This is a genomic window from Streptomyces sp. NPDC054783 (genome assembly GCF_053611725.1).
This window is the reverse complement of sequence record NZ_JBSHAY010000032.1, coordinates 44680-65133: the sequence shown is the minus strand read 5'-3', so window position 1 is coordinate 65133 and position 20454 is coordinate 44680. Positions and strand designations below refer to the sequence as shown.

18 protein-coding genes and 1 riboswitch are annotated in these 20454 nt (G+C 73.3%); of the genes, 10 read left to right on the top strand and 8 right to left on the bottom strand.

Translation table 11 applies throughout. From position 1 onward, the window contains the following. Window positions 1-66 precede the first annotated feature (66 nt). The 4 genes from ACWGJ5_RS37405 (at window position 67) to ACWGJ5_RS37390 (ending at window position 4132) form a co-directional block, all read left to right on the top strand. Window positions 67-954, top strand: a complete 888-nt coding sequence (locus tag ACWGJ5_RS37405) for a glutathione S-transferase C-terminal domain-containing protein (RefSeq protein ID WP_453314079.1) — start codon at window positions 67-69, stop codon at window positions 952-954. A 78-nt stretch (window positions 955-1032) separates the two neighbouring features. Then, window positions 1033-1144: riboswitch (SAM riboswitch) on the top strand. 33 nt (window positions 1145-1177) lie between these two features. Continuing rightward, the gene (locus ACWGJ5_RS37400) at window positions 1178-1327 is read left to right on the top strand and encodes a hypothetical protein (RefSeq protein ID WP_385310745.1); all 150 of its coding nucleotides are present in this window, start codon (window positions 1178-1180) and stop codon (window positions 1325-1327) included. A 188-nt stretch (window positions 1328-1515) separates the two neighbouring features. Next, window positions 1516-2724, top strand: coding sequence for an LLM class flavin-dependent oxidoreductase (locus ACWGJ5_RS37395; RefSeq protein ID WP_453314078.1), 1209 nt, complete (start codon window positions 1516-1518; stop codon window positions 2722-2724). Window positions 2725-2749: 25 nt separating this feature from the next. Further along, complete coding sequence (locus ACWGJ5_RS37390) at window positions 2750-4132, top strand: NtaA/DmoA family FMN-dependent monooxygenase (RefSeq protein WP_453314077.1); 1383 nt, start codon at window positions 2750-2752, stop codon at window positions 4130-4132. Between the two features lie 106 nt (window positions 4133-4238). On the opposite strand, the gene absR1 is transcribed toward ACWGJ5_RS37390, so the two are convergent. Continuing rightward, window positions 4239-5330: a beta-glucuronidase AbsR1 gene (gene absR1 / locus ACWGJ5_RS37385; protein WP_453314076.1), complete on the bottom strand. Its 1092-nt coding sequence runs from the start codon at window positions 5328-5330 to the stop codon at window positions 4239-4241. Window positions 5331-5425: 95 nt separating this feature from the next. Here absR1 and ACWGJ5_RS37380 point away from each other — a divergent pair, with 95 nt between their 5' ends. Next, on the top strand, window positions 5426-7138 hold the full coding sequence (locus tag ACWGJ5_RS37380; protein WP_453314075.1) for a LuxR family transcriptional regulator AbsR2: 1713 nt from the start codon (window positions 5426-5428) through the stop codon (window positions 7136-7138). A 4-nt stretch (window positions 7139-7142) separates the two neighbouring features. Here ACWGJ5_RS37380 and ACWGJ5_RS37375 read toward each other — a convergent pair whose 3' ends face one another. After that, the gene (locus tag ACWGJ5_RS37375) at window positions 7143-9755 is read right to left on the bottom strand and encodes a CHAT domain-containing protein (RefSeq protein WP_453314074.1); all 2613 of its coding nucleotides are present in this window, start codon (window positions 9753-9755) and stop codon (window positions 7143-7145) included. Between the two features lie 76 nt (window positions 9756-9831). Here ACWGJ5_RS37375 and ACWGJ5_RS37370 point away from each other — a divergent pair, with 76 nt between their 5' ends. From ACWGJ5_RS37370 to ACWGJ5_RS37360, 3 genes are read left to right on the top strand one after another with little or no spacing between them, the layout of a single operon-like run. Beyond that, window positions 9832-11256, top strand: coding sequence for a S8 family peptidase (locus ACWGJ5_RS37370; RefSeq protein ID WP_453314073.1), 1425 nt, complete (start codon window positions 9832-9834; stop codon window positions 11254-11256). Continuing rightward, window positions 11253-11891, top strand: coding sequence for an RNA polymerase sigma factor (locus ACWGJ5_RS37365; RefSeq protein WP_453314072.1), 639 nt, complete (start codon window positions 11253-11255; stop codon window positions 11889-11891). Before ACWGJ5_RS37370 ends, ACWGJ5_RS37365 begins: the two co-directional genes overlap by 4 nt. After that, window positions 11888-12367, top strand: a complete 480-nt coding sequence (locus tag ACWGJ5_RS37360; protein WP_453314071.1) for a hypothetical protein — start codon at window positions 11888-11890, stop codon at window positions 12365-12367. The genes ACWGJ5_RS37365 and ACWGJ5_RS37360 overlap by 4 nt, the downstream gene beginning before the upstream one ends. Before the next feature lie 5 nt (window positions 12368-12372). Here ACWGJ5_RS37360 and ACWGJ5_RS37355 read toward each other — a convergent pair whose 3' ends face one another. Both ACWGJ5_RS37355 and ACWGJ5_RS37350 read right to left on the bottom strand, forming a co-directional pair. Next, window positions 12373-13596 (bottom strand): cytochrome P450, encoded by a 1224-nt coding sequence (locus ACWGJ5_RS37355; protein WP_453314070.1) that lies wholly within the window; start codon window positions 13594-13596, stop codon window positions 12373-12375. A gap of 175 nt (window positions 13597-13771) precedes the next feature. Next, window positions 13772-14551: an N-formylglutamate amidohydrolase gene (locus ACWGJ5_RS37350; RefSeq protein WP_453314069.1), complete on the bottom strand. Its 780-nt coding sequence runs from the start codon at window positions 14549-14551 to the stop codon at window positions 13772-13774. A gap of 82 nt (window positions 14552-14633) precedes the next feature. On the opposite strand from ACWGJ5_RS37350, the gene ACWGJ5_RS37345 reads away from it, so the two are divergent. Next, on the top strand, window positions 14634-14972 hold the full coding sequence (locus ACWGJ5_RS37345) for a DUF5713 family protein (protein WP_453314068.1): 339 nt from the start codon (window positions 14634-14636) through the stop codon (window positions 14970-14972). A gap of 129 nt (window positions 14973-15101) precedes the next feature. On the opposite strand, the gene ACWGJ5_RS37340 is transcribed toward ACWGJ5_RS37345, so the two are convergent. Continuing rightward, window positions 15102-17321 (bottom strand): NADP-dependent isocitrate dehydrogenase, encoded by a 2220-nt coding sequence (locus tag ACWGJ5_RS37340; protein WP_453314067.1) that lies wholly within the window; start codon window positions 17319-17321, stop codon window positions 15102-15104. A gap of 213 nt (window positions 17322-17534) precedes the next feature. On the opposite strand from ACWGJ5_RS37340, the gene ACWGJ5_RS37335 reads away from it, so the two are divergent. Next, window positions 17535-19082 carry a M1 family metallopeptidase gene (locus ACWGJ5_RS37335; protein WP_453314066.1) on the top strand — a complete coding sequence of 516 codons (1548 nt, stop codon included), beginning with the start codon at window positions 17535-17537 and terminating at the stop codon, window positions 19080-19082. On the opposite strand, the gene ACWGJ5_RS37330 is transcribed toward ACWGJ5_RS37335, so the two are convergent. The 3 genes from ACWGJ5_RS37330 to ACWGJ5_RS37320 are packed head-to-tail and all read right to left on the bottom strand — an operon-like array spanning window position 19083 to window position 20377. After that, window positions 19083-19493, bottom strand: a complete 411-nt coding sequence (locus ACWGJ5_RS37330) for a DUF4186 domain-containing protein (protein WP_453314065.1) — start codon at window positions 19491-19493, stop codon at window positions 19083-19085. It lies immediately after the preceding gene. A gap of 55 nt (window positions 19494-19548) precedes the next feature. After that, on the bottom strand, window positions 19549-19860 hold the full coding sequence (locus tag ACWGJ5_RS37325; RefSeq protein WP_453314064.1) for an SHOCT domain-containing protein: 312 nt from the start codon (window positions 19858-19860) through the stop codon (window positions 19549-19551). Between the two features lie 58 nt (window positions 19861-19918). Next, entirely contained in the window at window positions 19919-20377 is a 459-nt protein-coding gene (locus tag ACWGJ5_RS37320) for a DUF6325 family protein (protein WP_453314063.1), read from the bottom strand. Between the last annotated feature and the right edge of the window lie 77 nt (window positions 20378-20454).

Genomic DNA, 20454 nt, shown 5'->3' with positions numbered 1-20454 from the left:
CTCGCGCCACCGGCCGGCGCCGCTCGTCGCCGCGCGCGTCCGTACGTCCATCACCCGGGGAGACGCATGTCCATCACTCCGCTCGCCGCCGTCCCGCCCGTCCATCGCGCCGCGCACGTCTTCCGGGGCCGGATCGGCCGGGACGCGCGCAGTGGCCACTACGCCGTGCCGCACCGCTACCGGCTCCATCTGTCGACCGCCTGCCCCGACGGGCTCCGCCTGGCCGTCGGCCACAGCCTCCTCGGCCTGGACGGCAGTTGTCCGGTCACGGTCCTGCCCGCCGTACCGGACCGTCCCGGCGGCGGCCACTCCGCGCTGCGGCCGCTGTACGAGGCGAGCGCCCACCACTACACCGGCCCGGCCCTCGCGCCCGTACTCAGCGACGACTGGTCCGGACGGATCGTCAGCACCCGTGCCCGCGACATCCTGCGCGACCTCGACCGCTTCCCGCGCGAGGGCCGCGCCGCCCTGTACCCGTGCGGTCAGGAGTCCGTCATCGAGGCCGTCGAGCGGATGTGCGCCGAGGGGATCGAGGAGGCCGCGCAGCGCGCCGGGCAGGCCGGCGCCGATCCCGTCGAGCGGGCCGCCGCCCTGGACGTGCTCCTGGGCACCCTGGGCCGGCTGGAGAGCCGGCTGGCCGCAGAGACGTACCTGGTCGACGACCGGCTCACCGCGGCCGACATCGAACTGTGGGTCGCCCTGGTGCAGTTGGACACCGTCCACCGCTGCCATCTGGACGCCTCCGCCGTCCACCGCATCGCGGGCCACCACGCCCTGTGGGCCCACGCCCGCCGCCTGGCCGCCCACCCTGCGTTCGGCCACCATCTCGACCTCGACGGCATCTCACGCCGCCACCAAGGCCGTTGCCGGGGTCTCGAGGCGGCCGGGGCTGCCGTCCAGATCCTGGACTGGGCGGGCCACGCCGCGGATGCCGAGGACGCTTCCCGCAGGTGAGAAACGGTCGGACGACATCCACCACGCGGACGGCCGTTGACATCCGAACGGGCAACTGCCTTACTTGCGGCTCAGAACGGTCATGAGCGTCAGCGCCACGCCCTGGCTCGCTGACCGGCAACCCTCGCATCGCGGTGGGGTGCCCCAGGTGACGACCGGACCGGGATGACGCTTTCGGTAGGCGCGAGGGCCCCGCGGGGCCGGAACAGTGACAGGTGACGCCATGTACGCAGCTCCCAGGACGGCCGTGAGCCGCCCCCAGGGCTGCGTACGGTCGTACGCCGGGCTCCTCGTCGCCGACCGCGCCGTCGATCTGCTCCGCGTCAACAGCGCACTGTGTACCGCACCGGGCTCTGCCCGCCGCCGGGGCTGACGTCTCCTTCCAGCGCCCGCTCCAGCCCCGCGTCCTGCCGCGCTCGCCCTCGCCGACGCCTGCCCTCGCGAGCCGGTGTTCTCGTCACGGACATCCGTCACGGACATCCGTCACGGACATCCGTCACGGACATCCGTCACGGACATCCGTCACGGACATCCGTCACGGACATCAAGGAAGGCACCGCCGTGTCCCCAACTCCCTATTCTCCGCTGCACCTTGCCGTCGCCCTGGACGGCACCGGCTGGCACCCCGCGTCCTGGCGCGAGCCGGTCGCCCGCCCCCGGGACCTGTTCACCGCCGGCTACTGGGCCGACCTGGTCGCCGAGGCCGAACGGGGCCTCATCGACTTCGTCACCATCGAGGACGGCCTCGGCCCGCAGTCCACACACTTCCTCGATCCCGACGAGCGCACCGACCTGGTGCGCGGCCGGCTCGACGCGGTCCTCGTCGCCTCCCGCGTCGCCCCGCTCACCAAGCACATAGGCCTGGTCCCGACCGTGGTGGCAACGCACACCGAGCCGTTCCACATCTCGAAGGCGATCGCCACCCTCGACTACGTCAGCACCGGCCGCGCGGGCCTGCGGGTGCAGATCAGCGCCCGGCCGAACGAGGCCGCCCACTTCGGCCGCCGTGGCATCGGCCGGATCGAGGCCTACGACAGCCCGGCCGCACAGGACATCGTCGCCGAACTGTTCGACGAGGCCGCCGATCACGTGGAAGCGGTGCGCCGGCTCTGGGACAGCTGGGAGGACGACGCCGAGATCCGGGACGCGGCGACGGGCCGCTTCATCGACCGGGACAAGCTGCACTACATCGATTTCGAGGGGCGGCACTTCAGCGTCAAGGGCCCCTCGATCACGCCCCGCCCGCCCCAGGGGCAACCGCCGGTCACCGCCCTCGCCCACCGGACCGTCCCGTACCGGCTCGTCGCCCGCCAGGCCGACGTCGGTTATGTGACCCCGCACGACGCGGAGCAGGCCCGGGCGATCGTCGCCGAGATCCGCGCCGAGCAGCGGGCGGCGGGCCGCGCCGGGGACACCGTGCACATCTTCGGTGACCTCGTCGTCTTCCTCGACGACAGCCCGGCCGAGGCCCAGGCCCGGCGGGAGCGGCTGGACGCGCTCGCGGGCGAGCCGTACACCGGCGACGCCCGGATCTTCGCCGGTACGGCCGCGCAACTGGCCGATCTGCTGGATGAGTTGGCAACGGGCGGGCTGACCGGGTTCCGGCTGCGGCCGGCCGTCGCCGGGCATGACCTGCCCCGCATCAGCCGTGACCTGGTGCCCGAACTGCAGCGCCGGGGCCTCTTCCGGGAGGCCTACGAGTCCGGCACCCTTCGCGGTCTGCTCGGCCTCGCCCGCCCCGCCAACCGCTACACGGCAGCCACCGCCTGAGCAGCCGGAGAGGACGACCGCACCCATGAGCAAGCCGCTGAAGCAGATCCACCTGGCCGCCCACTTCCCGGGCGTCAACAACACGACGGTGTGGAGCGACCCCGCCGCGGGCAGTCACATCGAGTTCAGCTCCTTCGCGCACTTCGCGCGGACCGCCGAACGCGCCAAGTTCGACTTCCTGTTCCTCGCCGAGGGACTCAGGCTGCGCGAACAGGGCGGCAGGATCTACGACCTGGACGTCGTCGGCCGCCCCGACACCTTCACCGTGCTGGCCGCACTGGCCGCCGTCACCGACCGGCTCGGCCTGACCGGCACCATCAACTCCACCTTCAACGAGCCGTACGAGGTGGCCCGCCAGTTCGCCAGCCTCGACCACCTCTCCGGCGGCCGCTCCGCGTGGAACGTCGTCACCTCCTGGGACGCCTTCACCGGCGAGAACTTCCGCCGCGGCGGCTTCCTGCCGCAGGAGGAGCGCTACTCCCGTGCCAAGGAGTTCCTGGCCACCGCGCACGAACTCTTCGACTCCTGGCGCGGCGACGAGATCCTCGCCGACCAGGCCACCGGCACCTTCCTCCGCGACGCCCGGGCCGGCGCCTTCGTCCACCGGGGGCAGCACTTCGACATCCACGGCCGGTTCAACGTCCCGCGCTCCCCGCAGGGCCGCCCGGTGATCTTCCAGGCCGGCGACTCGGAGGAGGGCCGTGAGTTCGCGGCGTCCGACGCGGACGCGATCTTCAGCCGCTACTCCACGCTGAAGGAGGGCCAGGCCTTCTACACCGACGTCAAGTCCCGCCTCGCCAAGTACGGCCGCCGCCCCGACCAGCTCCTCATCCTGCCCGCCGCCACCTTCGTCCTCGGCGACACCGACCATGAGGCCGCCGAACTCGCCCGCGAGGTGCGCCGGCAGCAGGTCAGCGGCGCCACCGCCATCAAGCACCTGGAGTTCGTCTGGAACCGGGACCTGTCGGCCCACGACCCGGAGGGCCCGCTGCCCGACGTCGACCCGGTGGTGAGCGAGGAGCACATCTCCCGGGGCCGCGCCCAGGTGCGGATGTACCGGGACCCGATCGCCATCGCCCGCGAGTGGCGGCAGCTCGCCGAGGCCAACAAGTGGTCCATCCGCGACCTGGTCATCAACACCGGCAACCGGCAGACCTTCGTCGGCTCCCCGGCCACCGTCGCGCGGACCATCGACGACTTCGTGCAGGCGGACGCCTCCGACGGCTTCATCCTCGTGCCGCACATCACCCCCGGCGGCCTCGACCCCTTCGCCGACAAGGTCGTACCCCTGCTCCAGGAACAGGGCGTCTTCCGCGCCGACTACGCGGGCACGACCCTGCGCGACCACCTCGGCCTCGCCCACCCCGACGCCGGCACCACCGCCCCGTCCGAGGGGGCCGCGTCGTGAACCGGCGTCCGCACACCGGCGTGGCCGTGGACGTCACCTCCCCCGTAGGTGACGTCCACGGCCGCTCCCCCGGTGCCGGACCTTGGGGTGTGTCGTCAGCGTGTGCTCACCAGCACATGACCGCCGTCTCTCCCGCCCCCCACGAGGAGTACAGACGGACGCGGACGACATAGCGGCGGCCCCTGACGAGCCGCACCCGGACGGCGGCGTTGTCCGGCGTGCCGCCGTCGTCGTGGCCGGCGAGGAAGCGCGGCACCCCGTCGCGCTCCTCGAAGACCACGAGCACGGTGTCGGCGTCGCCGAAGGTGCCCACGGTGTAGTCGCGGGTCTCCGGCGGCTCGACGGTGAAATCGGCCTGTTCGCCCGGTCCGAGACCGAGCGGTGCCGACCGGAACGGCACCAGCGCGGCCGGCCCCGCCGGGCCGGCGGGCGGATACCAGCGCAGCACGAACTCCTTGTCGGCCGGGGACGGTCCACCGGACGGAGACAGCCCCCCGCGGTACTGCTCCGGCTCCAGCACCAGCCCCGGCCCGAACGGGAACGTCATCACCGACTGCGGGTCCCACACCGAGCAGCTCGCCTCGGCGGCGTCCAGCTCGCACAGGACGTTGGTGTACGTCGTCTCCCGGCTCCAGAAGTTCGGCGGGCCCGCCAGCTCGGCGTACACGGCCTCGTCGTCCCAGTGGAGCCCGGCGTACGGGCTCTGGTGCTCGTGCACCATGCCGAGCGCGTGCCCGATCTGGTGCAGGACCGTCCCGCGCTCCCCGGGCCCGGTCACGTCCCAGCCCAGGTTCATGGTGCGCTCGTTGCGGCCGGCCGACAGCGCCTCCCGGCCCACCGCCGACCAGGAACCGCCGCCGGCCTGGAACCCGATCCGCAGCTCCGCCTCGCGCCGGTCGCCGACCTCGGCGAACGTGACGCCGATGCCGAGCCCCTGCCACTCGCGGAAGGCGTCGCGGACCACGTCGCGCTGCTCCTCGCCGCCGGCCCAGGGCACCCGGCGCAGCTCACCGGTGCCCGGGACCGGGATCACCGAGGCCGCGGAACCGTCGCCCGCGTCGGCGAAGGCGTAGTGCAGCACCGTGCCGCCGACCCACATCCGCCGTCCGGCGAGCAGCGCGCCCAGCCGTTCGGCGGTCAGCCCCGGTGCGAAGCACGGGGCCGGCTGCCGCGGGAGCGAGCAGAGGCGTCGGGTCATGCGGCCACCATGCCCGCCCACCGCGGCCGGGCGCCTGAGTCGGGGGCTACTCAAGTCGCCCTGTATCAAACCTGAGTACGCGCGCTCTGCATGATGTGAGGACCTACGAGCAGGACGCGAAGACGCTGGAGCTGCCCTGGCCGTTCACCGGCCGGGAGGACGAACTGGAGCTGGTGCGCGCCTCGTCGGCCGGCGGCCGGCCCGGCATCGTGGTGACCGCACCGGCCGGCCACGGCAAGACCCGGCTGATCACCGAGGCGGTCCGGGGCACGGAGCACGCCCTGGTCACCGGCACGCCCGAGGTCCAGGGCCTGCCCTTCGCGGCGTTCGCCCACCTGCTGCCCGACACCGTCTCGCTGCACCGCGCGGTGCGGATCCTGTCCGGCGTACGGCTCCTGGTCGTGGACGACGCCCATCTGCTGGACGAGGCCTCCGCCGCCCTCGTCCACCAGCTGGCCGTGCACGGCCGCACCCGGCTGGTCGTGGCCGCGGTGGACGGTGTGCCCGCGCCCGGCGCGGTGTCCCGGCTGTGGACCGGGGAGCTCCTGCCCCGGCTGGCCCTCGAACCGCTGCCCTGCGAGGACGTCGCCCAGCTGCTCGCCGCCGCCGGGCTGGAACCGCTCACCGTCCGCCGCCTGCACCGGATGTGCCGGGGCGATCTGCGGCTGCTGCGCGACCTGGTCGCCGCGCTCGGCACGGCCGGGCGGCTGGCTCCCGTTCCGGGAACGCAGGAGCGGGCCTGGCGGGGACCGCTGCCGGTCACCGCGGCCGTACGGGAGCGACTCGCCCCGGTACTGGAGCACTCCGGCCCCGGAGAGCGGGACACGCTGGAACGGCTGGCGTTCGCCGAGCCGCTGCCCTTGTCGCCGTCGCGGGAAGACCTCGACCTGGAGGTCCTGGAGCGCCTGGAGGCGGACGGGCTGATCCACGTCGACGACCAGGGCGGCGTCACCCTCGCCGATCCCCTGCACGGGCCGGCCCTGCGGGCCACGGCCGGCCGCCTGCGCGCCCGTCGGTTGACCAGCGCTCCTCACGACCACGGTCCGGCCCTGGAGGCCGAACTGCAGGCCCTGGTGGGGCGGATGGAGCGGCTGGACGTCCGGCCGGTGCCGACGCCGGTGGGGGAGTGGCTGGCCGGGGAGGGCGCCACACTCCCCGCCGGGTACGCCGCCGTCCGTGCCCGGTTCGCCCGGCTGCGGGGAGAGGTGCGCGACGCCGCCGCCTGGGCTCGGGAGGGGCTGCGGGGTGCGCCGGGAGACCCGGGATGCCTTGCCGAGCTCCGACTGGCCGGCGGCGAGGTGGAGGAGACGGGCGGCGATGATGCGTACACCCGCTACGCCGCCGTACGCCGCGGTGAACCCGAGCGGGTCGCCGGGCAGTTGCCCGCCGGCAGCGTGTTCGCGCGGCACGCCGAAGCGCTGGCGCGGGAGGACGGGTCCGGACTGGACCGGGCCGCCGAGGGCCTGGCGGAGCGTGGCTTCCGGCTGTTCGCGGCCGAGGCGTACGCCCAGGCCGTACGGGTCCACCGGGATCCGCGGGCCGTGCGGGTGTCCCGCACCCGGGCGGTCGCGCTCGCGCGTCGGTGCCAGGGGGCGCGGACGCCCGCCCTGGCCGGGCTGGTGCTCGGTGAACTGACGGCCCGGCAGCGGCAGATCGTGACGCTGGCCGCGGCAGGGCTCAGCAACCGGGAGATCGCCGAGCGGCTGACCCTGTCCGTGCGGACGGTGGGGAACCACCTGTACAGCGCGTACAGCAGGCTCGGCACGGGAGACCGGGGAGCGCTGCCGTGGCTGTGCGAGTCCGCGTAAGGGCCTACGCCGCCCCGAACGCCGCGAACGCCCAGCCCGTCGCCTGGTGGACCGGGTCCTCGGGCAGGGTGGCGCGCGCGTCCCGAAGTGCCTCCGCCAAGGACAGTCCAGAGCCCAGGCCCTTGTGCAGGGCGAGCATCAGGGGGACCACGGCCGCGTCGTTGACGGGGGCGCTGCTCGCCACCACCCCGGCCGTGCCGAGCGGCAGCAACGCGGTGACCAGACCGAGGAGTTCGTCGGCGCCGACGGAGGCGAGGCGGGCCGTGTCGCAGCTGGAGAGGATGATCCGGTACGGGCTGCGGGTGAGCCGTTCGAAGTCGTGCACGATCAGCGGGCCGTCGGCCATGCGGAGGGCGGAGAACAGGGGGCTGTCGGCGCGGAACGTACCGTGGGCCGCGAGGTGCGCGAGGGCCGCCCCGTCGAGGTGTTCCAGGACCCGCGGGACCTGGGCGTCGTCGCCTTCCAGGATCGTCGCCGCGCCGTAGTGGGCGGCCAGTTCCGGTACCTCCGCGCCGCCGGACGCGAGACCCGGTCCGCGCACCAGCACATGCCGGCCGCCCGGCGGCGGCTCGGTCTCGCGGGCGCGCAGCCAGCTGCCCGCCGACGGAGACACGCTGAGCACCCGGTCCCGCAGCGCCGGCAGCAGTGCCCACGGCACCCGGTGCAGCGCCCCCGGCGGCACGACCGCCACCGGGCCCGACCCCAGATGCGGTACGGCCCCGCCCAGCAGCAGTTCCTGCAGGCGCAGGCCCGCGGCCTCCACCAGCGGCAGCCGGGCCTCGGCGCCGGGGTGGGCAAGGCGCCGCAGCCCGGCCTGCACGTACTCGGCCTCCGCCACCGCCTCGGTCAGCGGGCCGCCGGTGAACCGCCGTACCCGGCCCTGCCCGCACAGCAGGACGTGCACCCGCCCGTCGACCACGGCGAGTTCGACCAGGCGCGCCTCGCCGAGCCGGTCCAGCAGCCGGGCCGTGTCGAAGCGGTCGCCCTCGTGCGGGGCGGAGCCGCGTATGTGGTGGGTGCGGGAGCGGATCGCCCGTTCCAGGCGCCGTTGTTCGCGCTCCAGCGCGGGCACCGGACGGCCCTCCATCCGGGCCTCCTCGGCGCGGGCCGCGATCTCCCGGTAGGCGGTCAGGCCGCTGAGCAGCGCCGGATCGGCGGGCGGCCGGGTGGGCGGCGCGGACAGCACGGTCGCCCGCCAGCGCTCGCTCCACTGCAGCAGCCGGCGCGGTGAGCCGTGCGCGAGGCTCACCTCCTGGGCCAGCGCGGCCAGTTCGGCGCCCTGCGCGGTGGCGTGCGCCCGCAACTCCGGGGCGCCGAGCGTCATCCGGTGGTCGTCCAGCACCTCCAGGCCGCGCCGGCATGCCTCCAGCACGCCCCGCCGGGACCCGGCCGCGCGCGCCCGGAGCGCCTGTGCCGCCCAGCCCGTCACCCGGGCCGGCGGCGGGCCGCCGTACCGGCTGCGCGCGGCCACCGCCAGATGCCGTTCGGCGTCGGCGGTCCAGCCCAGCGCGAGCGCGATCCGGCCCGCGAGCAGGGAGGCCTCCGGTGCGGCGGGCGAGCCGAAGGAGGCCAGCTTCCCGGCGACCGCCGCCGCGTCCGCCACCAGCCGCCCCGAGCGGCGCCCGGCCGCCACCCGCGCCTCGATCAGCACCAGCCGGGCATGCTGCTCCCACCACATCCGGCGCTGCGCGGCGAACAGCCGTACGGCGACCGCGGCGCGGGCCACGGCGGTGTGCGCGTCCCCGACCGTGCGGGCGGCACGCGCGGCGGCCAGCAGCAGCTCGGCCTTGCGGGTGGACTGCCCGCCGATCCGGTCCAGCAGCGCGATCGTCGCGTCCGCCTCGGCCAGCGCCTCCGGGGCGAGCCCGGCCGCCATCAGCACCTCGCAGCGGCGCAGGGACAACATGTAGGTGGGGGTGCCGAGTTTGGCGTACCGCTCCTCGGCCTCGTCCAGCAGCCGCAGCGCCGCCGGGATGTCCCCGGACCGGAACGCGGCAAGCCCGCGGCTCTCCACGGCGTCGGCCTTGTCGTGCTCCTGGCCGGTGGTGTCCCACAGCCCCTCCGCCGCCGTGAAGTCCGCGACCGCCCGGTCCACCGCGCCGAGCGCCAGATGGACGGTGGCCCGCAGGGTCAGCGCCCGCGCGGTCCAGATGTCGTCGCCGAGCTGCCGCAGCACCGGCAGCGCCCGCCGTACGTCCTCCAGCGCCTCCCGGTGACGCCCCAGCACCCACCACACGTACGCCCGCCGGTACAGCACCCGGGCCCGGGTGTGCCCGCTGCCCCGGGCGACCCCGCGCTCGAAGGAGGTGAGCCCCTGTCGCGTGCGCCCCGCGTGCACCAGTGCGACCCCGAGCGTGGCGAGCACGTCCGCCTCGCGGTCGGCCGACTCGGCGCGCGCTGCCAGGTCCCGGGCCCGGCGCAGATGCCTGAGCGCGATCCGCAGATCCCCGAAGTCCCGCTGCCAGATGCCGAGCACCTGGTGGGCGACGCTGGCGTGCAGCGGCGGCGGAGAGGCCCCCAGCACCTGTTCCGCGCGTGCCCGGGCCTCGCCCGGGTCGGCGAACACCAGGGGCAGCAGTTCGAGAACCGACTCGCTTCCCGCCGTCACGTCTCGCATGGTAGTGGCCTGCTGTATCAGACGGTGGTCCCGCGGCTCTCACTGTCGAACACCGTCTTCAGGGGGAGGACAGGTCATGGCTCCACAGCGGTTCCACGAGCAGTTCGAGCACATCCAGCGCTCCATGCCGGACGTATCCCTGGCCATGGGGCCGGAGGAGGACACCCACTTCCTCTACGAGAAGGGCGTCGTCCTGGCCCGGGACGGCGCGGAGGCCCGGGTCGTCGAGGACGCCGTGCGCGCCCACTTCACTGCTACCGAGGGCCTGGACCCCGCGCACGTGCGGCGGGACGGCCCGGAGAGCAACCGCACCGGCGTCACCCGCATCCGCACCGGCGACCCGGGTTCCGGCGACGACACCGTCCCGCACGCGCTGCGCGCCCTGCGGGAGGCCGAGGACCGCCGGGGCCGCCGGCTGGTGGGCCGCAACCACGTGGTGCACATCGCGGTCAACGCCTGCCCCGGCGACGAGCCGGTGCCCGTCGCGCGCACCCGGTCGGCCAACCCGGCCGCCGCCGACGGCGGTTACGACGCCGACGCCGCCGTCCGTGTCCTCGTGATCGACACCGGCCTGGTCCACGACCACCGCTCCTACCCGCTGCTCGCCCACACCACGGGCGACGCCCAGACGGCCGAGACCGACGCCGACGGAGTGCTGCGCCAGTACGTCGGCCACGGCACGTTCATCGCCGGAATCCTCGCGGCCGTCGCGCCCAGCACCGACATCACCGTCCGCGGCACCCTGAACGACGCCGGGGCGATCCTGGAGTCCGAGTTCGGCGCCCGGCTCCTCGATGCGGTCGACCAGGGCGGCTGGCCCGACATCATCAGCCTCTCCGCCGGCACCACGACCGGGAGCGGCGACGGACCGATCGGCCTGGACGCCTTCATGCGCGAACTGCGCGAGCAGCGCACCCTGCTGGTGGCCGCCGCCGGGAACAACGCCAGCGACACGCCGTTCTGGCCCGCCGCCTACGCCGCGCTGCCCGAGTACGCCGACAGCGTGCTGTCGGTCGGCGCGCTGCGCGCGGACGGCGACGGCGAGGCCTGCTTCAGCAACCACGGCCCCTGGGTGCGGGTCCACGCCCCCGGCGAGCGCCTCACCAGCGCCCTCACCGGCTTCGACACACCCGTGCCGTACGTCTACCAGCACTCCACCTACGACGCCTGCCGGTTCGGCTTCGACTACCCGTGCACCTGCCAGTTCCCGCGCCACACCGGCGTGTTGAGCGAGGACCGGGAGAGCACCGGGGCCAAGCCGGACCAGGTGATGTTCGACGGCCTCGCGCAGTGGAGCGGCACCTCCTTCGCCACCCCGGTCGCCGCGGGCGTCGTCGCCGCCCGGATGGCGGCGCACGGGGAGCGCGACCCGCGTACCGCGCTCACCCGGCTGCTCGCGGCCACGACGGACACCGCCGAGGTGCGCGGGGCGCTCGTCCCGGCGCTCCGGCCGGCCACCTGGCGCCCGGTCCCGGTCGTGGCCCCGGCCGTGCCCGCATGAGGTGCGGAACGCTCCACTCCGCGGCGTACGATGACGTGCCGTACACGAGGGGTGGAGCCGTGGACCGAACAGAGGTCGGCGCGCTGGTCCGGTCCGCCGTCGACGGGGACGCCGCGGCCTGGAAGGCGCTGGTGGAAGGGATGAGTCCGCTGGTGTGGTCGGTCGTGCGCGCACACCGGCTCTCCGATGCCGACGGGCACGAGGTCTACCAGACCGTGTGGTTCCGCTTCGCCCAGCACCTCGGCCGGATCCGCGAGCCCGACAAAGCGGGTGCCTGGCTGGCCAGTACGGCCCGCCACGAGTGCCTGAAAGTGCTCAAGAGCCTGACCCGGCTGACCCTGACGGACGATCCGCGGGTGCTGGACCGGGCCAGCGACGACCGGACCCCGGAGGAGTCGGTGATCGATTCGGAGGAGGCGGCGGACCGGGCCGAGCGGTTACGCCGCCTGTGGCAGGAGCTGGACGGAATGGGGGAGCGCTGCCGGCAGCTGCTGCGTGTGCTGGTGGCCTCCCCACCGCCCAGCTACGGCGAGATCTCGGCCGCGCTCGGTATCGCGGTCGGCAGCATCGGACCGCTGCGCCAGCGCTGTCTGCGCCGGCTGCGGGCCCGGATGGACGCACGGGGTGCGGCGTGAACGACGACCATCGGTTCCCGGAACCGGGCGCGACGGACGAGGAGTTGACGGACTCCCTGCTGGAGGAGGAGCTGCGCCAGACGGCCGCGGTCCTCGACCCGGTACCGGACGTTCTGCTCCAACTTGCCCTGGACGCCTACGCGTTGCACGACCTGGACGCGAGAATCGCCGAGCTGACCTTCGACTCGCTCGTGGACGCGCTGCCGGTCAGGGGCGTGCCGGACGCCCCGCGGATGCTGACGTTCAGCGCGGGCGAGGTCACCGTCGACGTCGAGGTCACCGAGGACGGGCTGATCGGCCAGGTGCTGCCGCCGCAGTCCGCGCGCATCGAGGTGCTCGGCGGCCCGCAGACCGCCCGCCCGGTCACGGCCGACACCCTCGGCCGCTTCACCAGTGACACACCACCGGCCGGCCCGTTCGCCCTCAGGCTGCGGACCGGCGCGGAGGTGATCGTCACGGAGTGGCTGCGGGCGTGACCCGCTCAGGCGAGCCAGGTCACGGGCAGCGTCCGCGGCCCGCGGATCATCGTCCGGTGCCGCCAGCGCACCTCCTCGGCCGGCACCGCGAGCCGCAGCCCGGGCAGCCGGTCCAGCAGGCTGTCCACCAGCAGCTCGGTCTGCAGCCGGGCGAGCAGCGTGCCGGTGCAGAAGTGCGGGCCGTTGCCGAAGGCCACGTGCGGGTTCGGATCACGGTCGGGGTCGATGCGGTCCGGGTCCGGGAAGACGGCCGGGTCACGGTTGGCGGCGAGGTAGGAGACGTAGACCGGCTCGCCCGCGGCGATCCGGTGGCCGGCGATCTCCACGTCCTCCAGCGCGATCCGGGCGAGCCCGACCGAGCTGCGGTGCGGGATCCACCGGAACAGCTCGTCCAGCACGGGGCCGCGGGCCTCGGGGCGCGCCCGCATCCGCTCCATCAGCTCCGGCCGGGTCAGCATCAGGTACAGCATCTGCCCGCAGTTGTGCGTGACGGCCTCGCCGCCGATCTGCAGCGGTCCGGCCAGCCCGACGGCCTCCTCCTCGCTGATCTCCCCGCGCGCCACGGCCCCGCCCAGCATCGAGTAGACGTCCTCGCCCCGGCTCTCTGCCCGGGCCCGGACGGTCGTGGTGATCCACCCGTACAGGCCCTCCTTGGCCCGTCCGGCCGCCTCGGCCCCGTTGGTGGAGATGATCTCCCGGGTCCAGGCGTGCACCTGCGCCCGGTCTGCGGCGGCCACGCCCATCACCTCGCTGACCACGGTGAGCGGGAACGGCTCCAGCACCCGCTCGATCAGATCGGCCGGCGGCCCGTCCCGTACGACACCGTCCACCAGCTCGTCCAGGATCTCCTGCGCACGGGGCCGCAGCCGCTTCATGGCGCTCACCGTGAAGGCGCCCGCGACCGGCTTGCGCAGCCGGTTGTGGTCGGGCTGGTCGGCCCAGGCGAGCGAGCCGGGTCGGGGCGCGAAGTTCGGTGCCATCCGGGTCACCTGACGGCGGGTCACCTCCGTACGGGTGAACCGCGGGTCGTTGGTGATCAGCTTCACGTCGTCGTGGCGGGTCGCCAGCCATGCCCAGCCCTCGCCGAACGGCAGCCGGATCCGGGTCAGCGGACCCTCGCACATCAGGCCGGCGAGGACCGGGTCGAAGTCGGTTCCGTCCAGGTCGGGGGTGGGCCAGTCCCGTACGGGCGGCGGGGCGTGGCCGGTGAGCGTGGTCTCCTCGGTCATGCGCACCACCCTGGTACGGGCAGCGGCGGCTGTCTCGTCGGAGTAGTCCAGGTGGAGGGCTTTGCGCCTACCGGGGTGCCGCTCCGGGGCGTCGGTCGTGTGCGGCGCCGTTCGCGGTTGGTCGCGCCCACGCGGCGGAGCCGCACATTGATACGGCCCCGCGCCCTCGGGGCGCTCAGGCCGCGTTGACCAGAGCGGCCAATGCTGTGGCCAGGCGGTCGAGGCCCGGCCCGGCCGGTCCGCCCGGCTCCGCCATGTAGGTGTCCCGGCGGATCTCCACCATCAGGGCGGTGACCCGGGCGTCGGTGCCGTAGAACTCCAGCGGTACGTACGTCCCGGCGAACGGGCTGTCCAGCCTCGTCCCCCCGACGCCCGCGAAGGCCTCACGGGCCGCTTCCGTGAGCCCTTCCGGGGTGTGGAAGGAGTCCGTCCCCAGGCACACCGGCGGACGTGGCCCGGTGCCGTGGAGCTCGTAGGGGAGCGGCTCGGCCGGGTAGGAGTGCACGTCGATCACCACGGCCCGCCCGGCCGCCGCCAGCCGTCCGGCGACCGCCTCGCTCATGGCTTGCGCGTACGGCCGGAAGTACCGCGCCAGCAGCGGCTCCGGATCGGTGTCCGCGGACCGTAGTTCGCTCCGGTGCGTGGTCCGGGTGTACACGGCGCCCATGCCGACGGCCGTCATCTCCTCGCGCTCGTCCGGGAACCGCTCCGGGTCCACGACCAGCCGGGACAGCCGGTTCACGAACCGCCAGGGCGTGACGGCGGCCAGATCCCCGGCCCGCTCGGCGAGCTCGGCCGTGTGGGCGTCCGTGATGTGGTCCAACTCCCGTTCCAGCGCGGCGTCGTCCAGCACGATCCCGCGGCGCGCGTCCTGCGGAATCGCCCGGGCCGAGTGCGGCACGTGCAGCAGGACGGGGGAGGCGGGGGCACCGGGGAGGAGTTCGAAGGAGGACACAGGTGGCTCCGGGGGCGTTGTCAGTGGTCTGGTGCAGGATCAAGGTGTCACGACGACACCGGTCGAGGGGCGGGGCCGGAGCATGCCGATCAGCAATCCCCAGGTGGCGCAGCACGCCTTCCTGGACGGGCTGTACCGGGACGGGTACTTCCCGGACCACGTCGTGGACGAGGGCCGGGCGATCCTGCTCGCCCTGTGTGCGCGGATCGAGGCCGAGCGGCCCGCCGACCTGACCGCGCTGTACCGGCTGACGCAGGCCGCCACCGAGGAGTTCAACGCACTGGAGGCGGAGTTCGAGGCCGCCGGGAGCGGGATCGGGACGGTGGCCCGCGAGGAGATAGGCGGCGACTTCCGGTTCGTCGCGCGGGCCTACGGCTTCGGGGAAGCGGACGCGGAGGAGCTGATCGCCACCCGCGAGTGATGACGGCCCGTCCGCTCTCCTGCACGGGGGCGGTGCCCGGACATGCCTCCGCCCCGGCGGGGATACCGGCCGGGGCGGAGGTCACTCGGGTGAGCGGTTCAGGCGCCGCAGGCACTGGCGCCGCAGGCACTAGCCCAGGGACGCCAGCGCCTCGTTCCAGGTGGCCGACGGGCGCATGACCGCGTCCGCCTTGGCCTTGTCGACCTGGTAGTAGCCGCCGATGTCGGCCGGCTTGCCCTGGACGGTGATCAGCTCGTCCACGATCGTCTGCTCGTTCGCGGTGAGGGTCTCGGCGAGCGGGGCGAAGGCCTTGGCCAGGTCGGCGTCGTCGGTCTGCCGGGCCAGTTCCTGCGCCCAGTACAGGGACAGGTAGAAGTGGCTGCCGCGGTTGTCGATGCCGCCGACGCGCCGGGTCGGGGACTTGTCCTCGTTGAGGAAGGTCGCCGTGGCGCGGTCGAGGGTGTCGGCGAGGACCTTGGCGCGGGTGTTGCCCGTGGCCGCCGCGTACTGCTCGAGGGAGGGGACCAGCGCGAAGAACTCACCGAGGGAGTCCCAGCGCAGGTAGTTCTCCTTGACCAGCTGCTGGACGTGCTTCGGCGCGGAGCCGCCGGCGCCCGTCTCGAACAGGCCGCCGCCCGCCATCAGCGGGACGACCGACAGCATCTTGGCGCTGGTGCCCAGCTCCAGGATGGGGAAGAGGTCGGTCAGGTAGTCGCGCAGGACGTTGCCCGTCACGGAGATGGTGTTCTCGCCGCGGCGGATGCGCTCCACCGACAGCTTGGTGGCCTCGACCGGGGACAGGATCTTGATGTCCAGGCCCTCGGTGTCGTGCTCCGGCAGGTACTGCCTGACCTTCGCGATGAGCTGCGCGTCGTGGGCGCGGTTCTCGTCCAGCCAGAACACCGCCGGGTCGCCGGTGGCGCGGGCGCGGGTCACGGCCAGCTTGACCCAGTCGCGGATCGGGGCGTCCTTGGTCTGGCAGGCGCGGAAGATGTCGCCCTGCGCGACCGGCTGCTCGATGAGCACGGTGCCGGCCTGGTCGACCAGGCGGACGGTGCCCGCGGCCGGGATCTCGAAGGTCTTGTCGTGGGAGCCGTACTCCTCGGCCTTCTGCGCCATCAGGCCGACGTTCGGGACCGAGCCCATGGTGGACGGGTCGTAGGCGCCGTTGGCCCGGCAGTCCTCGATGGCGGCCTGGTAGACACCGGCGTAGGAGGAGTCCGGGATGACGGCGAGGGTGTCGGCCTCCTGGCCGTCCGGGCCCCACATGTGGCCGGAGGTGCGGATCATCGCCGGCATGGAGGCGTCGACGATGACGTCCGAGGGCACGTGCAGATTGGTGATGCCCTTGTCGGAGTCGACCATCGCCAGGGCCGGGCCCTCGGCGATCTCGGCGTCGAAGGAGGCCTTGATCTCGGCGCCCTCGGGCAGGTTCTCCAGGCCCTTGAGGATGCCGCCGAGGCCGTCGTTCGGGGTGAGGCCGGCCGCCTTGAGGGTCTCGCCGTACTTCGCGAACGTCTTCGGGAAGAAGGCGCGCACCACGTGACCGAAGATGATCGGGTCGGAGACCTTCATCATCGTGGCCTTCAGGTGCACCGAGAACAGGACGCCCTCCTGCTTGGCCCGGGCGACCTGCGCGGCGAGGAACTGCTCCAGCTCGGCCACGTGCATGACGGAGGCGTCGACGACCTCGTCCTTGAGCACCGGCACGGACTCGCGCAGCACGGTGGTGGTGCCGTCCTCGCCGACCAGCTCGATCCTCAGCGCGCCGTCCTCGGCTACGACGACGGACTTCTCGGTGGAGCGGAAGTCGTTCTCGCCCATGGTCGCCACGTTGGTCTTGGACTCGGGGGTCCAGGCGCCCATGCGGTGCGGGTGGGTCTTGGCGTAGTTCTTCACCGAGGCCGGGGCACGGCGGTCGGAGTTGCCCTCACGCAGGACCGGGTTGACGGCGGAGCCCTTGACCTTGTCGTAGCGGGCGCGGATCTCGCGCTCCTCGTCGGTCTTCGGGTCGTCCGGGTAGTCCGGCAGCGCGTAGCCCTTGCCCTGCAGCTCGGCGACGGCGGCGCGCAGCTGCGGGATGGACGCCGAGATGTTCGGCAGCTTGACGATGTTGGCGGCGGGCGTCTTGGCCAGGTCACCCAGCTCGGCCAGCGCGTCCGGGATGCGCTGGTCCTCGTTCAGGTACTCCGGGAAGTGGGCGATGATGCGTCCGGCCAGCGAGATGTCCCGGGTGGTCACGGGCACGCCGGCCTGCGAGGCGTACGCCTGGATCACCGGCAGGAACGAATGCGTCGCCAGGGCCGGGGCCTCGTCTGTGTAGGTGTAGATGATGGTCGAGTCAGTCACCGGGTGCTCCGCTCCACGTCTGCAACATTGCTCGACATCAAGATATCTCGTGATCGGGATCCGCTCGACAGGGGTCCTGGCCGGAAAAGGTGCCGCGCCGGTGCAACCGGCAGCCGCCTTTAGTGGTCATGACAAGCGATCACCACCGACCACGGTGATCGTCAACGACCGGCGGCCGGACCGACCACCCGGCCGCCCGAGCGGAGGCGGACCATGAGATATCGCAGCAGAGTGACGGCCCCGGCGGCCGCCCTGATCGGCACGGCCGCGGCGCTGACCGTCGGCTCCCCGGCGTGGGCGGCCGGCACGGTGAGGCGGACGGGGGAGCCGGGCCCGGAGACCCTCGGCGACCCGGTCTTCCCGGCCCTCGGCAATGACGGCTACCGTGTGTCGTCGTACCACCTCGACCTCGCCTACGACCCCACGGCCCAGCGGGTGGATGCCACCGCCACCCTGCGGATCCGCACCACCGGGGCGCTGACCGGGTTCTCCCTCGACGCGCTCGGCCTGGACATACGCTCCGTGTCCGTCTGCGGCCGGACGGCCGGCTGGGAGCAGGCGGACGAGAAACTGCGGATCACCCCCGCCCGGCCGCTCCCGGCGGACGCGGCGGCCACCGTCTGTGTCACCTACTCGGCCGACCCGCACCGCACGCTCGCACACACGGCCTGGGTGCCCACCCCGGACGGCTTCGCGATCTGCCCGCAGCCGAACTCCGCGCACACCGTCTTCCCGTGCAACGACCACCCGTCGGACAAGGCCCGTTTCACCTTCCGCCTCACGGTCCCGGACGGGCTCCGCGCGGTGGCCAACGGCCTCCTCACCGGCACGGAGAGCCTCGACGGCGGCCGGACCGCGTACACCTACGAGTCCCGGGAGCCGATGGCCACCGAGCTGGTGCAGATCACGGTCGGGGACTATGTCGTCAAGGACCGCCAGGGCCCGCACGGGCTGCCGCTGCGCGACGTCGTCCCGACCGCCCGCGCCGCCGCCCTCGAACCGGCGCTCGCGCTGACCCCCGGACTGGTGGACTGGATCGAGCAGCGGCTCGGGGCGTTCCCCTTCGAGACGTACGGACTGCTGCCGTGCAACTCCGACGACCCGAAGGCCTTCGACTTCACCGGCCTGGAGACCCAGACCCTCACCCTGTACAAGCCGAACTTCCTGCTCCAGGAGGAGAAGAAGATCGGCTCGCACATGATGCACGAGCTGGTCCACTCCTGGTTCGGCAACCTGGTCAGCCCCGCCACCTGGGCCGACCTGTGGCTGAACGAGGGCCACGCCGACTACTACGGGCTGCTGTACCGCTACGAGCGAGGCTGGACCGACTCACTCGGCTACAGCACCTTCGAGGACCGTATGAAGTACACCTACGGCCTCGGCGACCAGTGGCGCCACGACTCGGGCCCGGTCGCCGCCCCGAACGCCGTCAACCTCTTCGACAGCCAGCGCTACACCGGCGGCGTCCTGGTCCTGTACGCGCTGCGGCAGGTCGTCGGCGAGGACGTCTTCCACGCCGTCGAGCGCGGCTTCCTGGACCGGTACCGGAACTCCTCGGCGTCGACGGAGGACTACATCGCGGTCGCCTCGGAGGTCTCCGGCCAGGACCTGTCCGGCTTCCTGCGGGACTGGCTGTACGGCACGAGGACCCCGCGCATGCCGGGCCACCCCGACTGGACCGTGACCCCGGTCAGCTCGTCCCTCATGGCCCCGCACAGCAGGCGCGGCGGCCACTGGCACGAGAATTCGGCCACGCTCTGATCAGCCCCTGCGGGCGGGGCCGGGACCGCTCCCTGCCCCGCCCGTCATCTCCCGCTCGATCCACCGGCAGATCACGTCGACCACGTACACATGCTCGGCACGGGTCAGCTCCCGCCCCTCGGGAATGCCGTGCCAGCGCTCCAGACAGCCCCGGCAGCACGTGGCGGTCGCGTGCTGCGCGACGAAGACCGGATGGCCGCGGTACGGCGTCTGCTTGCCGTCCTTGTACGGCTCGGCCGGCGCCAGCCGCTTGGCGATCAGGTCGTAGGCGTGCCACCGGATCGTCGCCGGCCCCTTGAGCTCCGCGGTCGCCCGGTCCCGTCCGCGCAGGTGGAACCGCGCCCGGAACGGCTGGAGTGCGAGCGCGTTCAGCCGCTCGTCCAGGGCAGAGGGGTCCGGCGAGGTGGTCATGCTGCGGTGAGCGTACGTCGTCCCGACGTGGGAACGTACGCCGTCCCGACGCGACTCAGCCCAGCAGCAGGCGCTTCTGGGCCTGGAACTCCTCCTCGGTGAGGACCCCCTGGGCCTTCAGATCGGCCAGCTGCTTGAGCTGGTCGATCTTCTCGGTCATCTCGTCGGGTGCCGCGGCCGGCGCCGCTTGTTGCGGTTGCGCGTACTGCGGCTGTGCGTACTGCTGCTGCTCGTACTGTTGTTGCTGCTGTTCGTAGTCCTGCTGCGCCCACCGGCCGGCCTGCCGCCGCGAGACACGGTTGGACACGGCGGTGGCGGTTCCGGCGACCACGGCTGTGCGGGCGACGCCGCGAAGCAGTCCGGGCATGTTCGGTCATCTCCCATGGCATCGGTACGGGATCGGCAGGGGACCGGTGCGGTGCCGGTCAAGCCGCCGTGGAGCCGCCGGGCGGCACAGTCTCCTCCGTGGCGTCCAGCGCCGCCAGCAGCGCCTGCACCGGGATACGGCCGCTCGCGACGAGCTGGGCCCCGCTGCGCCTGAGCGCGGCGGCCAGGGGAGCGGCCCACAGGTTCTCGTACACCAGCACCGCGGCCGAGTTGCCCGGCTCCAGCGCGTTGGCCGCCTCGTCCAGGTCACTTTGGTCCAGCACGCCCGCCGACGCTCCCTCGAAGACCGTCAGATCGGTTTCGTCGCCGAGGTCCTGCACCTCCAGCCCGACGACCGAACCGTCGGTCTCCTTGCGGACGAAGGCCAGGTCGATGATCCGGACGATGCCGCGGTCGACGAGATCGACCAGCAGCGGGAACGCCTCTCCCGTCATCCGGTTGCCGGGGAACTCGATGACCAGGTAGTCGACGGGCCCCATCTCTTCGACGCCGTCCATGACTTCTCCTCGCGAGACGCATGGGAATCGGGACCGCTCGCCCGGCCCGCCTCCAGTCCACCACGCGGTGCGAGGGC